The organism is Methanosarcinales archaeon Met12 (assembly GCA_002813105.2).
Lineage (GTDB): Archaea > Halobacteriota > UBA148 > UBA148 > JAJOKI01 > JAJOKI01.
Window position 1 is genome coordinate 862595 of the sequence record CP017966.2, and the last position, 18587, is coordinate 881181.

22 protein-coding genes are annotated in these 18587 nt (G+C 45.7%); 12 read left to right on the forward strand and 10 right to left on the reverse strand.

What is annotated here, in order from left to right; all coding sequences use genetic code 11:
• Positions 1–32: 32 nt before the first annotated feature.
• From BME93_05520 to argH, 4 genes are read right to left on the reverse strand one after another with little or no spacing between them, the layout of a single operon-like run.
• Positions 33–218 (reverse strand): DUF5350 domain-containing protein, encoded by a 186-nt coding sequence (locus BME93_05520; GenBank protein ID ATZ61522.2) that lies wholly within the window; start codon positions 216–218, stop codon positions 33–35.
• A gap of 5 nt (positions 219–223) precedes the next feature.
• Positions 224–2095, reverse strand: a complete 1872-nt coding sequence (gene gatE / locus BME93_05525) for a Glu-tRNA(Gln) amidotransferase subunit GatE (GenBank protein ID ATZ61523.2) — start codon at positions 2093–2095, stop codon at positions 224–226.
• A complete protein-coding gene (gatD, locus tag BME93_05530) occupies positions 2088–3332 on the reverse strand; it encodes a Glu-tRNA(Gln) amidotransferase subunit GatD (protein ATZ61825.2) in 1245 nt (414 codons plus the stop codon). The genes gatE and gatD overlap by 8 nt, the downstream gene beginning before the upstream one ends.
• A complete protein-coding gene (argH, locus tag BME93_05535; GenBank protein ATZ61524.2) occupies positions 3329–4804 on the reverse strand; it encodes an argininosuccinate lyase in 1476 nt (491 codons plus the stop codon). Before argH ends, gatD begins: the two co-directional genes overlap by 4 nt.
• 378 nt (positions 4805–5182) lie before the next feature.
• Between argH and BME93_05540 the strand changes: the two genes are divergently transcribed.
• Complete coding sequence (locus BME93_05540; protein ATZ61525.2) at positions 5183–5473, forward strand: type II toxin-antitoxin system HicA family toxin; 291 nt, start codon at positions 5183–5185, stop codon at positions 5471–5473.
• 36 nt (positions 5474–5509) lie between these two features.
• Here BME93_05540 and BME93_05545 read toward each other — a convergent pair whose 3' ends face one another.
• A complete protein-coding gene (locus BME93_05545; GenBank protein ATZ61526.2) occupies positions 5510–6241 on the reverse strand; it encodes a SagB/ThcOx family dehydrogenase in 732 nt (243 codons plus the stop codon).
• 55 nt (positions 6242–6296) lie between these two features.
• Between BME93_05545 and thiL the strand changes: the two genes are divergently transcribed.
• Positions 6297–7271, forward strand: coding sequence for a thiamine-phosphate kinase (gene thiL / locus BME93_05550; protein ATZ61527.2), 975 nt, complete (start codon positions 6297–6299; stop codon positions 7269–7271).
• On the opposite strand, the gene BME93_05555 is transcribed toward thiL, so the two are convergent.
• The gene (locus BME93_05555) at positions 7237–8256 is read right to left on the reverse strand and encodes a hypothetical protein (protein ATZ61528.2); all 1020 of its coding nucleotides are present in this window, start codon (positions 8254–8256) and stop codon (positions 7237–7239) included. The two genes, thiL and BME93_05555, sit on opposite strands and share 35 nt — an antisense overlap.
• A 66-nt stretch (positions 8257–8322) precedes the next feature.
• Between BME93_05555 and amrS the strand changes: the two genes are divergently transcribed.
• The 8 genes from amrS (at position 8323) to BME93_05595 (ending at position 13799) form a co-directional block, all read left to right on the forward strand.
• A complete protein-coding gene (gene amrS / locus BME93_05560; protein ID ATZ61529.2) occupies positions 8323–9339 on the forward strand; it encodes an AmmeMemoRadiSam system radical SAM enzyme in 1017 nt (338 codons plus the stop codon).
• Between the two features lie 30 nt (positions 9340–9369).
• Positions 9370–9597, forward strand: a complete 228-nt coding sequence (locus BME93_05565; GenBank protein ID ATZ61530.2) for an AbrB/MazE/SpoVT family DNA-binding domain-containing protein — start codon at positions 9370–9372, stop codon at positions 9595–9597.
• 1 nt (position 9598) lies between these two features.
• Positions 9599–10003, forward strand: a complete 405-nt coding sequence (locus BME93_05570) for a type II toxin-antitoxin system VapC family toxin (GenBank protein ATZ61531.2) — start codon at positions 9599–9601, stop codon at positions 10001–10003.
• 107 nt (positions 10004–10110) lie between these two features.
• Positions 10111–10521, forward strand: a complete 411-nt coding sequence (locus BME93_05575) for a hypothetical protein (GenBank protein ATZ61532.2) — start codon at positions 10111–10113, stop codon at positions 10519–10521.
• Between the two features lie 239 nt (positions 10522–10760).
• The gene (locus BME93_05580; protein ATZ61533.2) at positions 10761–11276 is read left to right on the forward strand and encodes a hypothetical protein; all 516 of its coding nucleotides are present in this window, start codon (positions 10761–10763) and stop codon (positions 11274–11276) included.
• Positions 11277–11498: 222 nt separating this feature from the next.
• Positions 11499–12458 (forward strand): hypothetical protein, encoded by a 960-nt coding sequence (locus tag BME93_05585; protein WRQ72890.1) that lies wholly within the window; start codon positions 11499–11501, stop codon positions 12456–12458.
• Between the two features lie 688 nt (positions 12459–13146).
• Complete coding sequence (locus BME93_05590; protein ID ATZ61534.2) at positions 13147–13593, forward strand: PIN domain-containing protein; 447 nt, start codon at positions 13147–13149, stop codon at positions 13591–13593.
• Positions 13587–13799 (forward strand): hypothetical protein, encoded by a 213-nt coding sequence (locus BME93_05595; GenBank protein ID ATZ61826.2) that lies wholly within the window; start codon positions 13587–13589, stop codon positions 13797–13799. Before BME93_05590 ends, BME93_05595 begins: the two co-directional genes overlap by 7 nt.
• A gap of 303 nt (positions 13800–14102) precedes the next feature.
• On the opposite strand, the gene BME93_05600 is transcribed toward BME93_05595, so the two are convergent.
• Both BME93_05600 and BME93_05605 read right to left on the reverse strand, forming a co-directional pair.
• Positions 14103–15293: an ATP-binding protein gene (locus BME93_05600; protein ATZ61535.2), complete on the reverse strand. Its 1191-nt coding sequence runs from the start codon at positions 15291–15293 to the stop codon at positions 14103–14105.
• Positions 15294–15376: 83 nt separating this feature from the next.
• Positions 15377–15541, reverse strand: coding sequence for a type II toxin-antitoxin system RelE/ParE family toxin (locus BME93_05605; protein ATZ61536.2), 165 nt, complete (start codon positions 15539–15541; stop codon positions 15377–15379).
• Positions 15542–15754: 213 nt separating this feature from the next.
• Between BME93_05605 and BME93_05610 the strand changes: the two genes are divergently transcribed.
• Positions 15755–16498: a signal peptidase I gene (locus BME93_05610; GenBank protein ID ATZ61537.2), complete on the forward strand. Its 744-nt coding sequence runs from the start codon at positions 15755–15757 to the stop codon at positions 16496–16498.
• Positions 16495–17328, forward strand: coding sequence for a hypothetical protein (locus tag BME93_05615; protein ID ATZ61538.2), 834 nt, complete (start codon positions 16495–16497; stop codon positions 17326–17328). Before BME93_05610 ends, BME93_05615 begins: the two co-directional genes overlap by 4 nt.
• A gap of 40 nt (positions 17329–17368) precedes the next feature.
• Here the strand turns inward: BME93_05615 and BME93_05620 are convergent, their stop codons facing one another.
• Together BME93_05620 and BME93_05625 are read right to left on the reverse strand one after the other, a co-directional pair.
• Positions 17369–17983: a hypothetical protein gene (locus tag BME93_05620; protein ATZ61539.2), complete on the reverse strand. Its 615-nt coding sequence runs from the start codon at positions 17981–17983 to the stop codon at positions 17369–17371.
• A complete protein-coding gene (locus BME93_05625; GenBank protein ATZ61827.2) occupies positions 17967–18551 on the reverse strand; it encodes a winged helix-turn-helix domain-containing protein in 585 nt (194 codons plus the stop codon). The genes BME93_05620 and BME93_05625 overlap by 17 nt, the downstream gene beginning before the upstream one ends.
• Positions 18552–18587: the final 36 nt, after the last annotated feature.

Sequence of the window (18587 nt, forward strand, 5' to 3'; positions counted from 1 at the left end):
AGCTGGTTTCCGAACATCGATTTTAAATACACCTATTTATTTTTAGGACCGATCACGGCTTTTTCAGACCGCGCAATCTTTCTTCTAACACTGCCAGCAGAATCGTATCTCTGTCCCGGTCCAGGTCGTTTGGTTGCAGCCCCACTCTTTGGAACGAGTCTGATTCTTCCTTTTCTACCCTTCACCTGAATCCATTCTACACTTCCTGTTTTACCCAAAACTATCATCTCTCCTTTATAATGTCGCTGACCTTTTCTTTGAGAATTGTGCTAACAAGCTTCCCATCTACTTTGCCTCTGAGTTCCGTCATCACCACGCCCATCAAAGGCCCGATTACCCCATATCCTTTTTCTTTAATAAAGGCTCTCTTAGATAGTACAACTCCCTCTATAATACTTTCGATTGCCATCCTATCCAGCGTCCGCAGACCAAAATCAGAGGCAATGTCTTCTGCAGTTTTATCCGGGTTGTTTGCCAGACCTTCAAGTACTCGTAGAATGCCTTCTTTGGCAATTTTGTTGGCACATATCAATTCAAACAGTTCGATGAAATGCATAGCCTCCAAATTCTGAACGGGCACGCCCTCCCTCTTAAGTTTTGAAGTCGTTGCCTCCAGGGTCATGACTACCAGGGTTGGAGAGACGTTTAACCTCATAATCCGCTCGAAAAGAGGTGCGTTTGCCGAGCGTGTGATTAATTCAGCAAGCTCCTCATTAAGGCCATATTCCTTCATATATCGCTCTTTGCGCTCCTGAATAAGTTCTGGAAGGGAGCATTTGATTTGCTTTAATCTCTTTTCGGATATCCTGACCGGCAGCACGTCCGTTTCTGGATACATTCGTGCAGCGCCTGGAAGTGGCCTCATATAGGCAGAATTACCATCTGGCAGGGCCCGTCTCGTCTCTTCAGGCACTCCATCCAGTGCCTCATTGGCCCGCTTAACTACGGCATTCAGTGCAGAACGCACCCGCTCTTCGTCACCTGCGGCGATCACGACGCAGTCGTCTGGACCTGCACGAAGTTTTTTACGGACCATATCGACCTCTCCATTCGTGATGCCGTACTTTGGCACCTCATCGGTGTGAAAAATTCCGCCCACGCCAAATCGTTTTGCCTGATCTGAGAACTCGGTGCCAAGCCTGCGGCTATGTTGGATTTCGCACCCCACCAATCCACCGAATTTGGAGAGATTGACCGCCATAGCGATGCCGCTTTTCAGCGCATTGCACATGGTATTGGCAAATATATCACTTACATCTATCACATTGGCTTTTATCCTCTTGGCACCGCGCTTCTTGAGTTCATCGCGAATTCTCAATAATCCTACTTGACGGGTTACTTCATTCTCCACGATCGACTCGATCAAATTGAGGGTCTGCACGCCCTTTATCTCCACCCTCGCCCCCTCTGCAATCGAGATGTTGATGTCCTGTCGAATGGTGCCTATGCCTCTTTTTACTTTTCCAGTAGAGCGCAGGATAATTCCGATGTGTTCAGCGACGGAACGTGCTTGTTTGGGCGTTGTGATGTACGGTGCGGTTCCTATTTCGACCAATGGAATTCCCAACCGATCAAGTGAGTATGTTATGTCGCCCCCTGATACCCTCTGTGCCGCCTCCTCCTCCAGACAGAGTATATCGATTCGAACTACATTGCCATCCACGACGACGCTTCCGTCCGAGGCGATAAGAGCAGTTCGCTGAAAACCTGACGTGTTTGACCCATCGATGACGATCTTTCTCATCGTGTGGGTTTCATCGACCACCACCATATTCAACAGGAGGGCGACTTCAAGTGCTATCTCCAGAGCCTCCGGATTTAACACTCGTGGAGGTTCTTCATCGTTTTCAACTAAACATGTCGTGTCATATCCTTTGTAGACGAATCGCCGTCGCACCTGCGCCTCTTCCAGAACTGCCCTGTCAATTTCGCCCAATTCGCTTTCGGTCATATGGAGATGTCGATGTATCTCATAAATCGGCTCATTATTATCTCTCAACTTCGTTGGACAGCCACAGAACAACTTACTTGCAGTATCCAATTGTTGATGGACTTCCAGGCCAGCCTTCAGCCCTAATCGCCGATAGTCAACCATAAGTGGATCTCTCACTGATTTCTCCAGCTAAACTGGTTTGCATTAACTGCCTGACCTCTCCTTGGTCATTCGTCTTGTCCAGCACCCACATCAGTTTGACGAGTGCGACTTCGGGTAGCATATCCTCTCCTTCGATGATGCCTGCCTTGAGCAGGTCCCTGCCCGTATCGTACACGCGGTCACAAACCCTACCGCTGAGGCATTGGGACGTCATTATTACATGCATGCCGTTATCGACTGCCCTTCTTATCGATGGAATCCACTCAGTGGATACATGTCCCAGTCCAGTGCCCTCGATTACCATGCCCCTGTAGCCCGCATCTGCATAATGGTCCACTATCATCGGACTTGCCCCTGGGAAGAATTTGACCAGCGCACATTTTGTCTCCAGACCCTCCTCTAAAACCAGCTCCTGCACGTTTCTCTTTTGATATGGCGCATGTTGAAAGGGATATATCACTTTATCTTTATAATTCACCAGTCCAATTGGTTTGGCATTAATCGACTGGAACGCATCTCTTTTTGAGGTGTGCATCTTCCGTACTCGCGTTCCTCTGTGTATCAAACACTGGTCGTCAGAGGAGGTCGCATGCATCACCACCGTAACCTCGGCGATGTCACTCGTCGCCACCCTGGCAGCGCAAACCGTGTTCACCACGTTATCGCTACTCGGCCTGTCAGCGCTCCGTTGTGAACCCACGAGCACGATTGGTACTGGCGTCTTTAGCATAAATGACAGCGCAGCAGCTGTATATGTCATGGTATCCGTCCCGTGAGTGATCATCACGCCATCAGCGCCCTTCTTGACCTCATCGGCGACCGCTCTTGCCAGCTCCTGCCAGTATTCAGCTTTCATATTCTCGCTTAAAATGCTGTAGACGACTCTGCCATCGAAGTTCGCAATCTCTGTCAGTTCAGGTATGGCGCTGAGTATATCCTCGACGCTAAACTGGCTGGTCACTGCCCCTGTTCGATAATCCACTTTACTCGCTATCGTACCACCGGTGGACAGGATGGAAACCTTTGGTAGCGCTCGGTTGCCTGGCGGGGCGGATGCCTTTTTCCTTCGTGCGATTTTTGTCCCCTTTTTCAGAACCGTGATTTTGGTGCCCTTCTTTATTCCAACATTATAGCCGTTATCGAGCTTAAGGACGATATATTCGCCAGTGGGGGGCATCATGAGTCCAGTATAAGTGACGTCGTCCTTTTTAATTCGAACACGGTCGCCTGCCTTCATTTGTGTACACCAAGTTTGCCAACGGCTACATCCAATTTTTTATGGCACGTAAATGCCGTTTCAGTTTTCCCTTTCAGATTTTTTATATTGCCTGTAATGCTCTCCTTTCTACTTTTGATCATTCTAACGGTCTCTTCTGGTGCTGGTCCCCCTCTGATCTTGCGTGTTTTTACATTGGACACCACATCGAGTGCAACATCGACCGATTTTTGTGAAAGCCCCAACTCGCTCAGTCGTTTTCCTATTACCTTTTCAGATATGGCATCGATGTGCTTCAGCGTGCGTCCCCCTTTCTTGGTCAATGTCCCGACGATTTGGTGCGCTGTTCTGAATGATACTCCTGCCTCTCTGACGATGGTATCTGCCAATTCTGTTGCCGTGGTGAATCCCATCTCTGCTTTGTCTCGCATCACATCGACCTTTACCTGCATCGTATCGACCACGTCAGCCACCATCCTCGATGACGCTCTGGTCATCGCAATCGCCCTCAATAAATGGGGTGTGACTTCCTGCAGGTCTCTGTTATAGCTGTATGGCAGCGCTTTGCAGATGGTGAGCGCCGACATCAATGCACCATAAGTTGAACCTGCTTTTGCCCTTATTAGTTCCAACACATCTGGGTTCTTTTTCTGTGGCATAATGGAACTGGTGGATGCATAACGGTCATCCAGTTCGATAAAGTCGAATTCTGGCGTGCTCCAGAGTATCAATTCCTCTGCGATACGGCTCAAATTCGTCATTATATTCGAAAACGCTGACATGCACTCTATGGCAAAATCCCTCGTGCTTACCGCGTCCATCGAGTTTTCTACAAGGTCGTCAAATCCAAGTAGCTGTGCCGTTCTTTCCCTGTTGATCGGAAAGCCGGTTGAAGCAAATGCTGCTGCGCCGAGCGGGCACAGATTAACCCGCGCATATGCATCGCACAGCCTGTCAAAATCGCGCTCAAGCGCATCTACATATGCGATTAAATGGTGGGCAAAGGTGGTGGGCTGGGCATGCTGAAGATGGGTAAATCCTGGCATTATCGTCTCAGTATGGCTCTCTGCCAGCTTGATTAACACCTGCCTCAACTCATTTAACTCATGCATCAGCCCAAGCAACTCGCCTCTAAGTGCAATTCTGATGCATGTGGCAACCTCGTCATTGCGCGACTTAGCAGTGTGCATCCTTCCGCCAACATCTTCGCCGATGGATTCTATGAGTTTGGATTCGAGTGCCATGTGAACGTCTTCATACGCCAAATTAATGCCTGTCGTGCCCTCCTTCTTTATGCCATCCAGCGCCTTCAGTATGGTGGAGCAGTCAGCTTTGGAGATGATACCCTGCTCACACAACATTACGACGTGTGCCCTGTTGACGAGAATTGCGGAATCGAAAATCCATTCATCTACTTCTGGAGAAGACGTAAACTTCGCCGTCTCCCTGTCTACATCAGATGATAGGCGCCCCCTGCGTAAAATATCTCTCATAATGTTCACGATTCGTACTCTGTCCCTATTTGGATTTAACTGTATTTGTGGAAAAAGTTTTGTATTGCACCACTAAGCATGATAATATGGCAAATGTTGAAACACCTGTCAGTCGAAGATATCCGAAGGATAACTTCTGAACGAAGGTTGCATAACCAATCTTCTGAATAAAATATTCCTATGGAATATTTTCGGTTACAACTGTCACAGACATCCGTCTGTTAAATTCAACAAAGCACATATTTCTCGCTATCGTGGGAATGTGACATACATCAAATATTTAAGCACTAATAATTAATTAATGTATGTGAATTGATATGGACTTGACAGCAGTTATTAAAAAAGGGGATAAGCAATTTGTAGCTTTATGCCCCGAGCTTGATATCGTTAGTCAAGGGTTACAGCATTGAAGAAGCGTTAAAGAACTTAAAAGAAGCATCTGAGCTGTTTATTGACACGATGGGGTTACCTGATGATATCAAGGAAAGCGATACAATTATTGCAAGATTTGAGGTAGGGACTCATGAAAAACTACCTGTGCTGTCAGGGCGTGAACTGATAAAAATTCTTGCAAAAATAGGATTCTCCCCAGTGAGGCAGAAAGGTAGCCACATAATTCTGGTAAATGAGACAAATTTATTAAATGACATGCAGTTCATTTTTAATTGAACTGTGAAATTACAAAAACAATAGAATCGGGCAGATTTATAGGTATCCAACCGGCATAACATATAACGGCTCGTGTCCCCTTGGGAGATGTAATAGTTCCGCGACTTCATCATCCATGAATGCGCCGATCACAACGGTACCCAACCCCAATGCCTCTGCCTGCAGATGTATGTTTTGTCCCACGTGACCGACCTCCATGTGGGCATATCTGACCCCTCTGTTTCCATATCGGTCTGTTATCCTTCCATATTCTGCTGTTATGACTATCGAAATCGGCGCATCCGCCATGAACATCTGCGCCACACACGCCCTTGCCAGTGGCTCGCGAAGGTCCCCCTCTACGAGAAGTCTCGTGGAATGCTCATGTGGGTCATAGTGGTAGACCCCTACACCGAGCTCCTCGACTCCACCAACCACGACGTATATGTCCAGTGGATACTGTGCGCCAGCGCTCGGCGCAGCCCTGAAAAATCTTCTTCCTGGGTCAGGGTCGGTGATTCCCTGCGCAGACCAGAGAAGCTGGGATAGCTGCTCCTTCGTCAAAGCGATGTCTTTGAAACTTCTTTCAGATCTCCTCCCTTTTATCGCCTCTTCTAACGATATATCTCCTTTTAGTCTTGGATTTGGCAACATTGTTACACCTCCATTTTGTACCATTTCTTCTCTCTCGATACAACCAGCGACCGATATGCCAACAAGTCCCAGCCCCACTCCAGCCGCGGCACGGATGAATCTCCTTCTCGAGATGCTATCTTCAAATTGATTCATCTTGCCCACCTCTTATATATATTATATGTCTTATGAGTTATATATGTAATTTTCGATGAAAGTGCATGACTTAGGAGAGAGGGCTCTCATAACTCGGATTTCAAAATTACTGCCTCATGGTGTGGTCCTCGGCGCTGGAGAGGATGACTGCGCAGTTTTGGATTGGAATGGGGACGAGTACCTTCTAATGACCACCGACATGCTTCACCAGAGAACTGATTTTCCAGATGAGATGACTCCCTGGCAGATGGGCTGGATGTCGATTGCTGTGAGTCTGAGCGATGTCGCTGCAATGGGCGGAAAGCCGTTTGCCCTCGTCGCTGCAATGGGGCTTCCAAGAGATACTGACGTGGGGTTTGTTGACGGCATGGTAGAAGGAATGAATGCGTGCGCAGAAAAGTTCGGCGTTTCCATCGTCGGTGGGGACACGGATGAGCATGACGAACTTACTATAGTCTGCACTGTGCTGGGGCGGGTAAAAAAAGATGGGTTGCTCAGGCGCAGTGGCGCCAACGTGGGCGACATGGTCTGCGTGACTGGAGAGCTTGGCACTGCAGAAGCAGGTCTTCAAGCGCTCAGCAGAGAGATTCCGCAAAACTCTAAAAAGAGGTTGACGAAAAAATTGTTCGAGCCACAGCCCAGAGTTAACGAGGGCATCGCCCTATCCGAATCAGGTGTGGTGACGTCCATGATGGACATCAGCGATGGTCTTGCGCTTTCGCTGCACGACATGAGCAAAGCGAGCAGCGTCGGCTTTCTTATTTATGGAGATAAACTGCCAGTTCTGGATGAAGTAAAAGTCATTTCTTCCGGCTTGAATTTGCCGTTATATGGCGCAGGCGATTTTGAGCTTCTGTTTACCATTAAACCCAACGCTCTGGGGCGAGCAAGAAAAGCATGTCAATTTACTGTGATAGGCGAAGTCACTCATGGCGATATTTTAATCAAAAAAGATGGTTTGACCGAAAAGATTGAGGCAAGAGGGTATGAGCATTTTATATGCGTCTCCAATCAGTCCACTCAAGGCTAGCCATTGGTGCATGTGGGTCCACATGGCAAGTTCCGCACCTATATCCCGCATATTCAAAGTGGCATCCTACGCACCCCATCGTCCGATGTGGGTGATTGAAATGGCAGCCAAAGGCGGTGCAGCTAATCGCCTGCGGGTGCTGAGGATGACAATCCACGCAGCTCGATGCGAAGTCATATGTGAATGTTCGCAGAGCATCCCTATGCTCCCCCACGAACGTGTTATGCGCTTCATTGTATTTCTTCAGCACATCATATTCTCGCACATGACAATCGGCGCAAGCCTCTTTTGATACATCTGGATATGGTGCAATCCCCACCATATGGTGTGGATCATCTCCATGACATGAGAAGCAATCGGCGTTAGTAATATACCTCACTCCATGTGGCCTATGGCATTTAACGCAGTTCGGCGTGTATTCATGCCTGACATGGCAGCCACCACATGTCACGCCCACGTGCGCTCCAACCATCGCAGTTGGCTCTGCGTGGCATGTTGCACAATCTTCTATCATGGATATTGCCCTTCTTGCCACGTGAAGTGTGTGACAGGCAGTGCAGGTGGCGTTAGCGAAATGCTGAGCCTCCATTGGATGACATCCTAAACAGGTTTCCGTCGATACATTGGCGGATGGCATCTCGTATTCGTCAAGATGATATAGCAGTATCATGCGCATCGTTGACCCTCTGAACTCTGGCTCACCTGTTACCACTAATTCATCTCCTATGAAAGGAATCGTCACGTCCTCTATGATTCCCCTGAATTCCACATCCCCGATGAGGCTCGTGGCATGACAATCATGGCACGCTACGTTAGCGCGGTTGTGGGGGGTTCCTATGTATGTGTGATAATATGGCTGCATGGCATGGCAGGCTCCACAGAACTCTGGCTGCTCCGCGTATTGGACAGCGTGAACTGCCCCTGCGCAGCCAATGGCAAGGGAAACGAGGATAATTATGACTATGATAAGCTTTGTAGGGTACATCTCAACTTCAATATGCTTTCCGATAATATATATAACTGATGTTGCGACATGTTGAGATAGGCGATTATGAGAAAAAAGGCAATGTTATGGGCGCCGCTAAACGATGGGCGCGTGAAATGCGATGCCTGCGCTCATCAGTGCACAATCTTCGAGGGGAAAAAGGGCATATGCCGCGTCAGGGAGAATCATGGCGGCAAACTTTACACGCTGATATACAACACCGTATCTTCGATTAACGTTGACCCAATCGAGAAAAAGCCGCTGTTCCATTTTTATCCCGGGTCGATGGCTCTTTCGCTTGGAACCGTGAGCTGCAATTTTGGGTGCAAGCACTGTCAGAATTACGCTATTGCGACTGCGAACGTAGGAGAAGAATCTACTCAAGAAATCACGCTCGAGAAATCGGTCGAACTGGCGAAGCAATATGGCTGCCAGGGCATCTCCTGGACATACAACGAGCCGACCATCTGGTTTGAGTATACATATGACTCCGCTAAACTGGCGAAGAAAGCTGGCTTGTACACGGTTTACGTAACCAATGGATATATGAGTGAGGATGCGCTGAACACGATTGCGCCATATTTGGATGCGGCTAACGTTGATGTCAAAGCGTTCAATAACGAGTTTTACAGGCAGGTCTGTGGTGCAAAACTTGAGCCCGTACTGAGAACATGCGAGCGGATGAAGGAGAAGAACATTCATCTGGAGGTGACATATCTGATAATTCCGGGGCATAACGATGGCCCGGAAGAGATAAGGCGATTCTCAGAATGGGTCGTTGGCATTGGAGCAGATACTCCTGTGCATTTTTCGCGTTTCCACCCACATCGTCAGATGGCTGACGTCACCCCTACTCCCGTGGAAACGCTGGAGGAGGCGCACCGAATCGCAAAGGAGTGTGGCGTTGAATACGTATACATCGGCAACGTGTATGGGCACAGATATGAGAGCACGTTTTGCCCTAAATGCGATGAAATTCTCATAGAGCGCCATGGGTACAGCGTGATTAACCGTCTTGGCGCAGAGAACTGTTGTCCCAAATGTGGGTTTGAAGTGAATGTAATAGGCTCGAATGGGCGATAGATTTATAGGTATACAGGTATACTGTATACTATGTCTGAAGTTAAAGTAACCGAGAAATTTCAAGTGACCATACCGAAAGAGGTCAGGGAAGAGATCGGGCTTAAATCTGGAGAAATGGTAATCGTGGAGTCTATGGGTAAAGGGATTATAATCAAGAGATTTAGAACGATAAAAGACCCGCTTAGGGTGTTAATTGGCACAAAAAAGTTCAAGCACGTGCCGATCGAGGAATTAGAAGAAAAAGCGGAGCTTAGATAACTTGCTGACATATGTCGATAGCAACGTCTTCTTTTACGCAAAAATTTTAGATGCTAAGTACGGCGAGACCTGTGTAAGTATCATTAAGGACATCGCAAAAGCTAAGCTGAAGGCTGCAATCTCGGTGCTGGTTATTCTGGAAGTTGCTAACACTTTAAGAAAATACGGCTTTAGAGATGAGGTAAAAAACGAAGTGGATGCCTTATATTCGCTTAATATGGTCGTAAATGAAGTTGATTCCGCCACCATCCGAGGAGCGGTCGACCTTTCTTACAAAACTGGAATAAGTCCATATGATTGTGTGCACGCAGTCACCATGAAAAAGCTTGGGATACGTAGAATCATATCGGCAGACAAGGACTTTGATAAAATTGGACTTGAGCGAATCAATCCAAGCAATTATTAGGTTACAGCAGCTTCATCAATTCGTTTGATAAGAGACTTTAAATATACTAAGGGAATATTTCTGTTAGCGTTTGAGATAAAGGGTCGTAAAAGACGGAAGTATCATAGATGAAGATAGCCAAACCAATTTCTTTGATGGTAATCATCCTCCTCATCACCAGCATTTCTGGGTGTCTGGGTTACGTTCCTACTCTGAAGGTCACGACTATTATCAGCGGCACAACTGATGCCCCAATTATCGAGAGCATAGAGACCGAGCAGGGTACTATAGATGCGCTAAGAGGGCCTAAAGACCATCCGCCAAGCATGCCAGGCGTGTATGTATTGGTGATAAAAGAGAGGATGGGTACTATCAACTATTGGACATCTGTGCCATACGCGGGACCCGGAACGTATGAACTCACCGCCGGGTTCAAGACGGCACCAAACCCTGGCGATAACCTGCTAGTATTGGTGCAAGTTGTGGATGAGCAGGGTGACACTATTGCGCGTAATGAAACCGTGATGATATGGAGATGAGCACAAGATAGTTTTATATGGGACGTTATGGGTGGATAAAATAGGATGATTGGAAATAAAACACTTGTATTAACTACAACGTAAACACCTTTTTAAATCACCTCATCATAATAATAATGCTACGCTTAGACGGCTCCCTTTGGCAAACAGGGGATCTTAATTAAGTGCAAAGGCTTTTATAGTATTAAATCAAGTTAGATAACAGATATTAACAGACAAATATCTAGGAGGAAATAAAAATGAAAAACAAAACACTGGTGTTAATGGTCGCAGTGGTGTGCATCGGTTTATTCGTGCTGCCCGAGGCATTGGCACTATTTACAGGGATGCATCGATATGTCGCTGCCAATAGAACGGATTGTACGAAATGCCACCCAGCGGAAGCGGCAGAACTAAGCGCGTCTCCTTATCACTGGAGAGGAGGTCCAGGAGGAGTACCTAGATGGGGAGCTACAGTCAACGATGCTTGTCTAAGGTGTCACCAAGTAGCGGGGGAGTTTAATCGTACAATTCAACACTCAGCAGTCACCATTCGGTGCGCAATATGTCATGCTCATGTATCAGTCGAGCTTATGAATGCGACAGAAGCACACAGGAGATTCTACATAAACGCCACAGCTGCAGGTATACAGAGGGCCGGCAACGAAGCATGCATAGCCTGCCACACGATGGTCGGGTTTAACTACACCCCCAGGCCACCGATAAACCTCACATACAGCGCAATCACTGGAGCATTTGGAACAATACCGCGTTAAAGATAAATCAGGGGGAAGACCAACTCCCTGATATAATATTTTTTTTATATGTGGTCTTTTTGACTTAGATTAGGTTTAGAAGTCCCATAAATCAAAGGACGATGTAATACCTCCGCCGTTAAAAGATATTATTATGGAGGAGATTACATATTTATCACAAGTGTATGGTATATTTTATATATTTAGACGCTTTTATATATTTAGACGCAGGTGGCTCAAATAATGAACAAAAAACTACTCCTGCTCATCGCGGTCACGGTAATCGGGCTGATAGCCCTACCGCAGGTGCTCGGCTTGTTTACAGGCATGCATCGTTACATCAGGGCAAATGAGACCAACTGCGTTAGATGCCATGTCTCAGAAGGTGCTGAATTATTAGCATCGCCATATCATCATGCTGTCACAGGCGGTGGGCGAAACATCACCCTCTACGGAATTGGCACCGCCTTCTGGGGAAGGACATTGAACAGTGCATGTGTGACATGTCACAACATCAATTTCACGGGGAGGCCATCTGGTGCTCATGCCGCTGTGACGGTCGATTGCTTGGTGTGCCACACCCGCGTGAGAGTAGAACTCAATCATAGCAGGGAGAGGCACAGGGGCTTCTGGACAAATGCAACCATAGCAGGGATACAAGTGAGTGGAAACGAGGTCTGCATAGCCTGCCATACAAATGTTGGCTTCGGATTCACAACTGCGCCAGGGGTTGTGCCAGGGACGTTAGTCGGCATGCATAGGTTTTTGCCAAATGCCTCGACGATTCAACCTGTTGTAGGTCTTCCTCCATCAGAGCCGCATTTCCGCAACGAAGACTGTAGGAAATGCCATGCAGCCGCATATGCTAGCTGGTTTCTGGATGCACACGGTAACAACACCTCGAGGGCTGTAAGAGGTGCTTGGATGACCCACAATCAAATAGCACCGTGTGTTTCGTGTCACGTGGGAGCTCTCAACATCACGTACATAAGTCCCGTCACCTATCGTATTCCCGACTTGGGCGTGCATGCCGGGTTCATGGTAAGGCCCGTGAACGACACTGCCGCAGAAATCAGCAGGGTAAGAACGATATGGTTCGATACGGTCTGCCGGCACTGTCACGCTGGCAGGATATGTGCTGTGGGAGAACCCTGCACGGTGTGTCATAATATGGCTCATATCCCTTGGCACCGTAGTGTTTAAAGTTTACTCCGCGTCGCTATGCCTGCACGGTGTGTCATACTCTGATTCATATCCCTTGGAGGTGATGGGACAACTACTTTCTGGCGTCACAACATCACGGCTAATACTTGGGATAACATGACATCTACGCGTTGATTAATTTAAACAAATTTAAATATACATTACAACATCAACGGCTAATAGTTGAGAGATTATGGGAGACGGAGAAACCTCGTGGCTGAACCTCGTGAGGGAAAGAGACCTGAGGAAGAGAAGGCTACCAAAAGTTCACTTTTCGATATTGAACTTTTATTTTGTGTTAGAATATAGTAAAAAGTTCTAAAATTTAAGTCCTTCAGCAGGAATTTCCAGGAGGAAATTCCGGCACCAAAATTTATATATCTACACACACTCAATTATTTTAGTGAAATGATAAATACCAATTTCATCAACGAAATTATCAGAGAGAATTGAGGTCTATAAAATCTCGAAGGGATTTTAGTTTCTACGTGGGCATATTGTCGCTCATCTTCATCATATAGCCCAATTTTCTATTTTGCTCCTTCTTACTCATACTGGTATTGTAGAATTTTCAGTTGGTCCCACTGAGAGGTTTACGGTCATCAACCGATTTATCTACATAACCATCATTTTTGAGGGAGGAGAAGTTACACAAAACTTATTTTAACTTCAACGACAGTCAAGGAACATGCTTAAAATTTACCTTGACACAAATGTATGGGGTCGTCCTTTTGATGCTCCTTCTCAAAGGATAATTAACGAGACAAATGCATTTTTCAAGATATTAGAGAGGGGCTTTGAAGGAGAGTTAACAATAGTGGGTTCGGTGGTTTTGGATGTAGAAGTTGGGAATATGGAAGAAGTGGAGAAGAAAACTGCCATTGAGCAATTGTTAGCCCTCCTCGTTTCAGAGAAGATTTATGACGTCTCCATCTCAAAGTTAAAAGAAATAAAATTGATGGGATTAAAACTCCCAGATGCCTCTCACATTGCATGCACAATAACAGGAGAATGCAAATATTTTATATCATGTGATGATGATGTGTTAAGAAAAGGCAAAGAAATTGAAAAACGATATGGAATTAGGGTCTGTGGCCCCGTCGAATTTATCAAGATGGAGGAAGAAAAATGGTAGTAAAAGCAGTGGAAATAAAAATCTTAGAGAAAGTATTTGATTTGGCAAAGGAAGAGCTTAATCCAGTGGAGTATGCCAGATTTTTGGCGATCATAACTCCAAAGATAGGGGACTCTGTAAAAGAAACAAGAAAATTTAGGGATACCGTTAGTGAAGAAGAATTCATGAAAATGCTTAAGAGGAAAAGAGCTAGGATAACACTTTGATTTTACCAGTAAATTCGCATCAAAATCCCACTATGGCTTGATTTTAGTGTGCCCACTATCATTTTCTCTTAAATTCGTCGATAACCCTCTCCGCACTGTAGTTTAGATATTGTTCAGTTGTCGTGATGTATTCATGGCCTAAAATTTCTTTGGGCTGTTCCCTTAATAGTTTTGGAGTTAGTCGCATGGAAACCAATTTCATCTTCTCCAGATGTGTAATTCAATAAACCATTCCAAGCATTTTACCATATCTTTCTATCCATCCAGTTCAGGATTATGATTGAGACTTTTGGATGGATCATTCTATTCTCCTGTGATGTTTGAGTCGGGGGTGCCAGCCACATCTACCTGCAGCACAACCTCCTTTAACCACCTCTCAAAAACCGGGTCCTCCAGAACATAGTAACCCGTCTCTGCTTTTGAGATATAACCTTTTTCCCTTAGATATGTCAAAAACCTGCTGACATTGGAGATTTTATCTCCGGTGGCATTTGCCAATTCTTTCGGTGCATGGCATCCGTTTGCAATATTTATAACGATCAACCGCTCCTTTGGGCCCAGGGTACCAAATTCTTCTTTGAACAAAATATTTCCTTCCTCCATCAGAAATTCGTGTTCTATCTTTTTAATCGAATCCAATGATATTTTTTCCTCTCTTTCGAGCATTTTACCCATGAACTGAACGTAGAACGGTATTCCAGCAGAAAAATTGTAGATCTCTTCTATACCTTCGTATGGAATTTCAAGATTTTGCGACAATAGTTCCCCGACATGTTCCCGTTCAAGTGGCTTGATCTCTTTCACGATCAATTGTCTGTAAAATGGAGAACTTGATGACAAAACTGCAAGATTCATCGTGCTTCTTATTGATCCTGATATGCAGAGGGATGTTCGTTCCCAATCCTCAAATATTGTTCTGATTTTTCTGATAATCGCCTCACCAATTTTTATATTGTTACTTTTCAGATCAATAATTGAAGGAAATTCGTCTATCAGAAGAATACATTTCGTATCCGTATTCTCAGCAAGTTTCTCTGATATACTGAATGCATGTTCAACGAGCGCCCCATCAGCGACATCTCTTTTTCTGGATAAAAGAAACTCGATTTCATTATAAACGACTTTAAATTCTGAGCCGTCAAGGATTTTTCTCAGCATGGTGAGGGGTGTTTGGATCAACTCTTTTGCCCTGTATTTCAAACCGATGTGCGGTCTATATGCATCGATAACCTCCATGCTCAATCTTTGGCAGAACTCTGCCAGAGTCGATTCAATCAAATCCCAGACAGAAAAATATATAACGATAATTTCATCTTCTTTTTCAAGCCTTCTTTGAATCTCTTTTAGAATTGATGTCTTTCCTATCCTTCTTTTTCCATAAAGAGCATATCCGACAGTTGATCTTTTATCTTTTAGTTCTGCAACCATCTCTTCCAACAGTTCTGCCCTGTTTATAAATTTCTCACCTTTCACAGGCTGTAATGTAAACCGCATGATATCACTAACTCATTTGTTAGTAACTTATTTGTTATAAATATACCTATCCAATCTTTTGGTTTCTCTGTTTATTTGTATGTTTATCTATATGCTTTTCTTCGTGGTAAAATCGCATAAACCACCATTTTGTACCCATCTATAAATTCAAAAAGAACCCTGTAACGACCAACCCTTAAACGATAATGGTTTTTATATCCTTTTAATTTCTTTTGTGCTTTTCTTTCTAAAAATACCTCATACTTCATTTATTTTAATTTTCCCTTCTTTTTTCTCTGTTCATAATCAGCTATTGCTTTTTTCTCATCATCTTTCGGTTCATCTATCCCTATAAGTCTATAATCTATCATGCCTTCAATATTCTTAAAGTTCTAAAATTTAAGTCCTTCAGCAGGAATTTCCAGGAGGAAATTCCGGCACCAAAATTTATATATTTGCACACCATTCAATTGTTCAGTGAAATGATAGAAACCAATTTCATCATCTACGTGGGCATATTGTCGACCATCTTCTTCGTCATATATCTGGTGAAAAAGAGGGATGTCAAATATCCGCTGACCTTGCTTGGCAAACTCATCGGCATGCTCACGCCTAAGAGAGAGGAGCGCATAGATGCAGTCATGCAGGGATACAAATTCATCTCGACGAGACCGCGCGTCATCTCATCCGTTCTGCCACTGATTAACGTGCTGATGGTCGGACTCATCCTCTACTTCGGCATAATCGGCTTCGTGGTCATCGGCTCTGATAGCATGGCGCCGACATTCGAGAAGGGTGACCTATTAGTGATGCAGAGTGTGTTGATAGACCCCGTCGCCGGGGACATAATCATGTTCGACGCACCAGGAGTAGCTATTCCTGTGGTGCACAGGGTGTATTCCATCGGGGGCGAGGGTGATTGGTTCAGGACCAAGGGTGACGCCAGACCTGTTGACCTGTGGGCCATCCCTAAGGATGACATCAAGGGACAGGCGGTCATGATACATGGCGAACCCATCGTGCTCAGAGATGTTGGCATTTATTTCATCGAAGACCCCAGGCAGCCCCATGTGTTCGGCACTGAATTCGGTTTTATCACATCGCTGGTGCAGACGGTACAGACCAGTGGACTCATCTTGTTTTTCCTGATGATAGCGCTATATGTTCTCATGACGCTCAAAGAATTTCACTCAAAAGCTTTTAGTAGATATGATGGCAAAGGATGAGCTGTATGGAAGGAGTAAGATTATCACTGGCACAAAAAATTAATGTTGTCTGCGCCCTATGCGCCTCCGTATATCTAATTTATATTTCCGTGTTTCCGCTGATATATGTTTTTACCGTGGAGTTCAGCAGGCTCAGTCTGATCCAAAACACGATAATACTGTTCATCGGCATAGGCGCAGGATTGGGCGCATTCTCGATGGTCCAGCAGGCGCTCCTGTTCAACACCAAGATTGACGCCATGTTCGAGAAGGGAATATACAGGCGGCTCCAGCCCATGCTCAGAGAAGTCGCCAGAGTGCAGGTCGGACTGGATGGGGCATCACATAAGATGAACGCGATCGAGTCCAGCATCAACAGTCTTAAAAAAGCGGTTGACGACGCCCTTGTTGGCAGAATGCCTATGAGGGCGGATAAACTGACCTATTCTTCAGATCCAATATTGTTCCTCATCAAAATCGTAGTGCTGATAAACGTTACGTTTGCCGCGTTTGTGTTCATGATGCAATTCCCATGGGTATACCTTCCATACGTGGTCACAGCTGTGTACTTCATGTGGTGGCTGGGCCTCACATCCGAATACGGCCTATGGCGTCATAACGGCGTCTATGTATGGGGATTCGTGCCAATCATAGTCATCCCAAGCGCTACGATTATCATGACGATATTGTTGCCGCGCGAAATAATGCTTGGAGCCCTCTACATCGCCCTTGGAATCTACGCATATGCATACTATGCATGGAGCACCTACGTCATGAGGGGGCGACTGCCAGGAATGATACACGACCTGCTGCAAGAAATCTCCACAAAATCGAAAATCAAACGACCCTAGATGACACCCATCTCGGTCAGGCAATTCAGGCAGATACAAGTCAGGACAGACTCCTCAGCTCGCTCATCATCTTGTTTTTCCAGAGCCTATATTGTCTCGGGTTGATATCGAGATATTCAAGTTGGTCAAAGGTCTTTACTACCGTCATCAGCTCCCCGACGTAATCCTCCTTGCCGTACTTTTTGAGCAGGGCGAAATACTTTTTAAGATCGACAGGGTGCATGAGCAGTGCAATGATGTCTATCTGGTCTTTTCTGCCCTTCACAGAATCTCTCCGGTGCATCTCTGCCCCTTGCTTTAGGATCAACAACGCCTCTGGCTTGACCGTCCTCAAATTTTCGATCTTGGTGACATAGCTGTCCAACTCCTCCACCTGAATCGGCAGCTTGGAGTAATGGGGCACGTATATATCAACATCTATCTCATCAATTTTCATCTCATATTTTCGCAACCTGTCGTTTTTTCTCAGCCCATAGCTCTTCTTCAACTGCTCCAGCGTTGTGAAATCGACGATGATATCGACGTCCTTGGATTTGCTGGCATTCGTCCACAGATAGGTTGCCCAGCCCCCGATGACGATGAAATCCACTTCTCGACTCAGCTTTTGCAGAACTTCCCAGCTCCTGTGTGTCAGAAGCTCACTCCAGTACTGCATTTATTCTATCCTCCAGCGCTTTGATGAACTCGCCAGCATACCAGGTGTTGATGTTCCACAGATCGACGTAGGTTTGTGCCATAGTCGTCACTCTCCCATATCCATCCATCAAAGAATCCTTTTTCAGAACGAATAAATTTGCCGGACCTGGCATCTCTGGAAACCTATCTTCGAGTTTCTTAGCGGAGTAGATATAAACTTCACTGTAATCTGCTGGAACGTCCTTAAAATTGAACTTGTAGGCAGAATAGGCGCCATAGACGACATCGTCTGGCATGCTCTTCTCGATTTCGGTCACGGTACCATCTGCTCTCGTGCTGTAAATGACGTCTTTTGGAACGTTCCTAATCGAAGCCCAATACAGCAAAATCTTCTTTGCATCGATTATGCGGAAATTCATCGGATTGACCTTTACAGTGCCCATCCTGGTCAGCGGCTTGAAAGCGTGATTGACAGTACTCAGAGAGATGTCCAATACCTTTGAAAGCTCCTGCTGCGTAGCCGCGCGCTCGCCCTGCTCTAAAACTCGGTAAAGGATTTCTCTGTACACGAACTCCTTCTTTTTCATGTTCGAATTTATGATAGGTTTATTTATAAAGCTTTC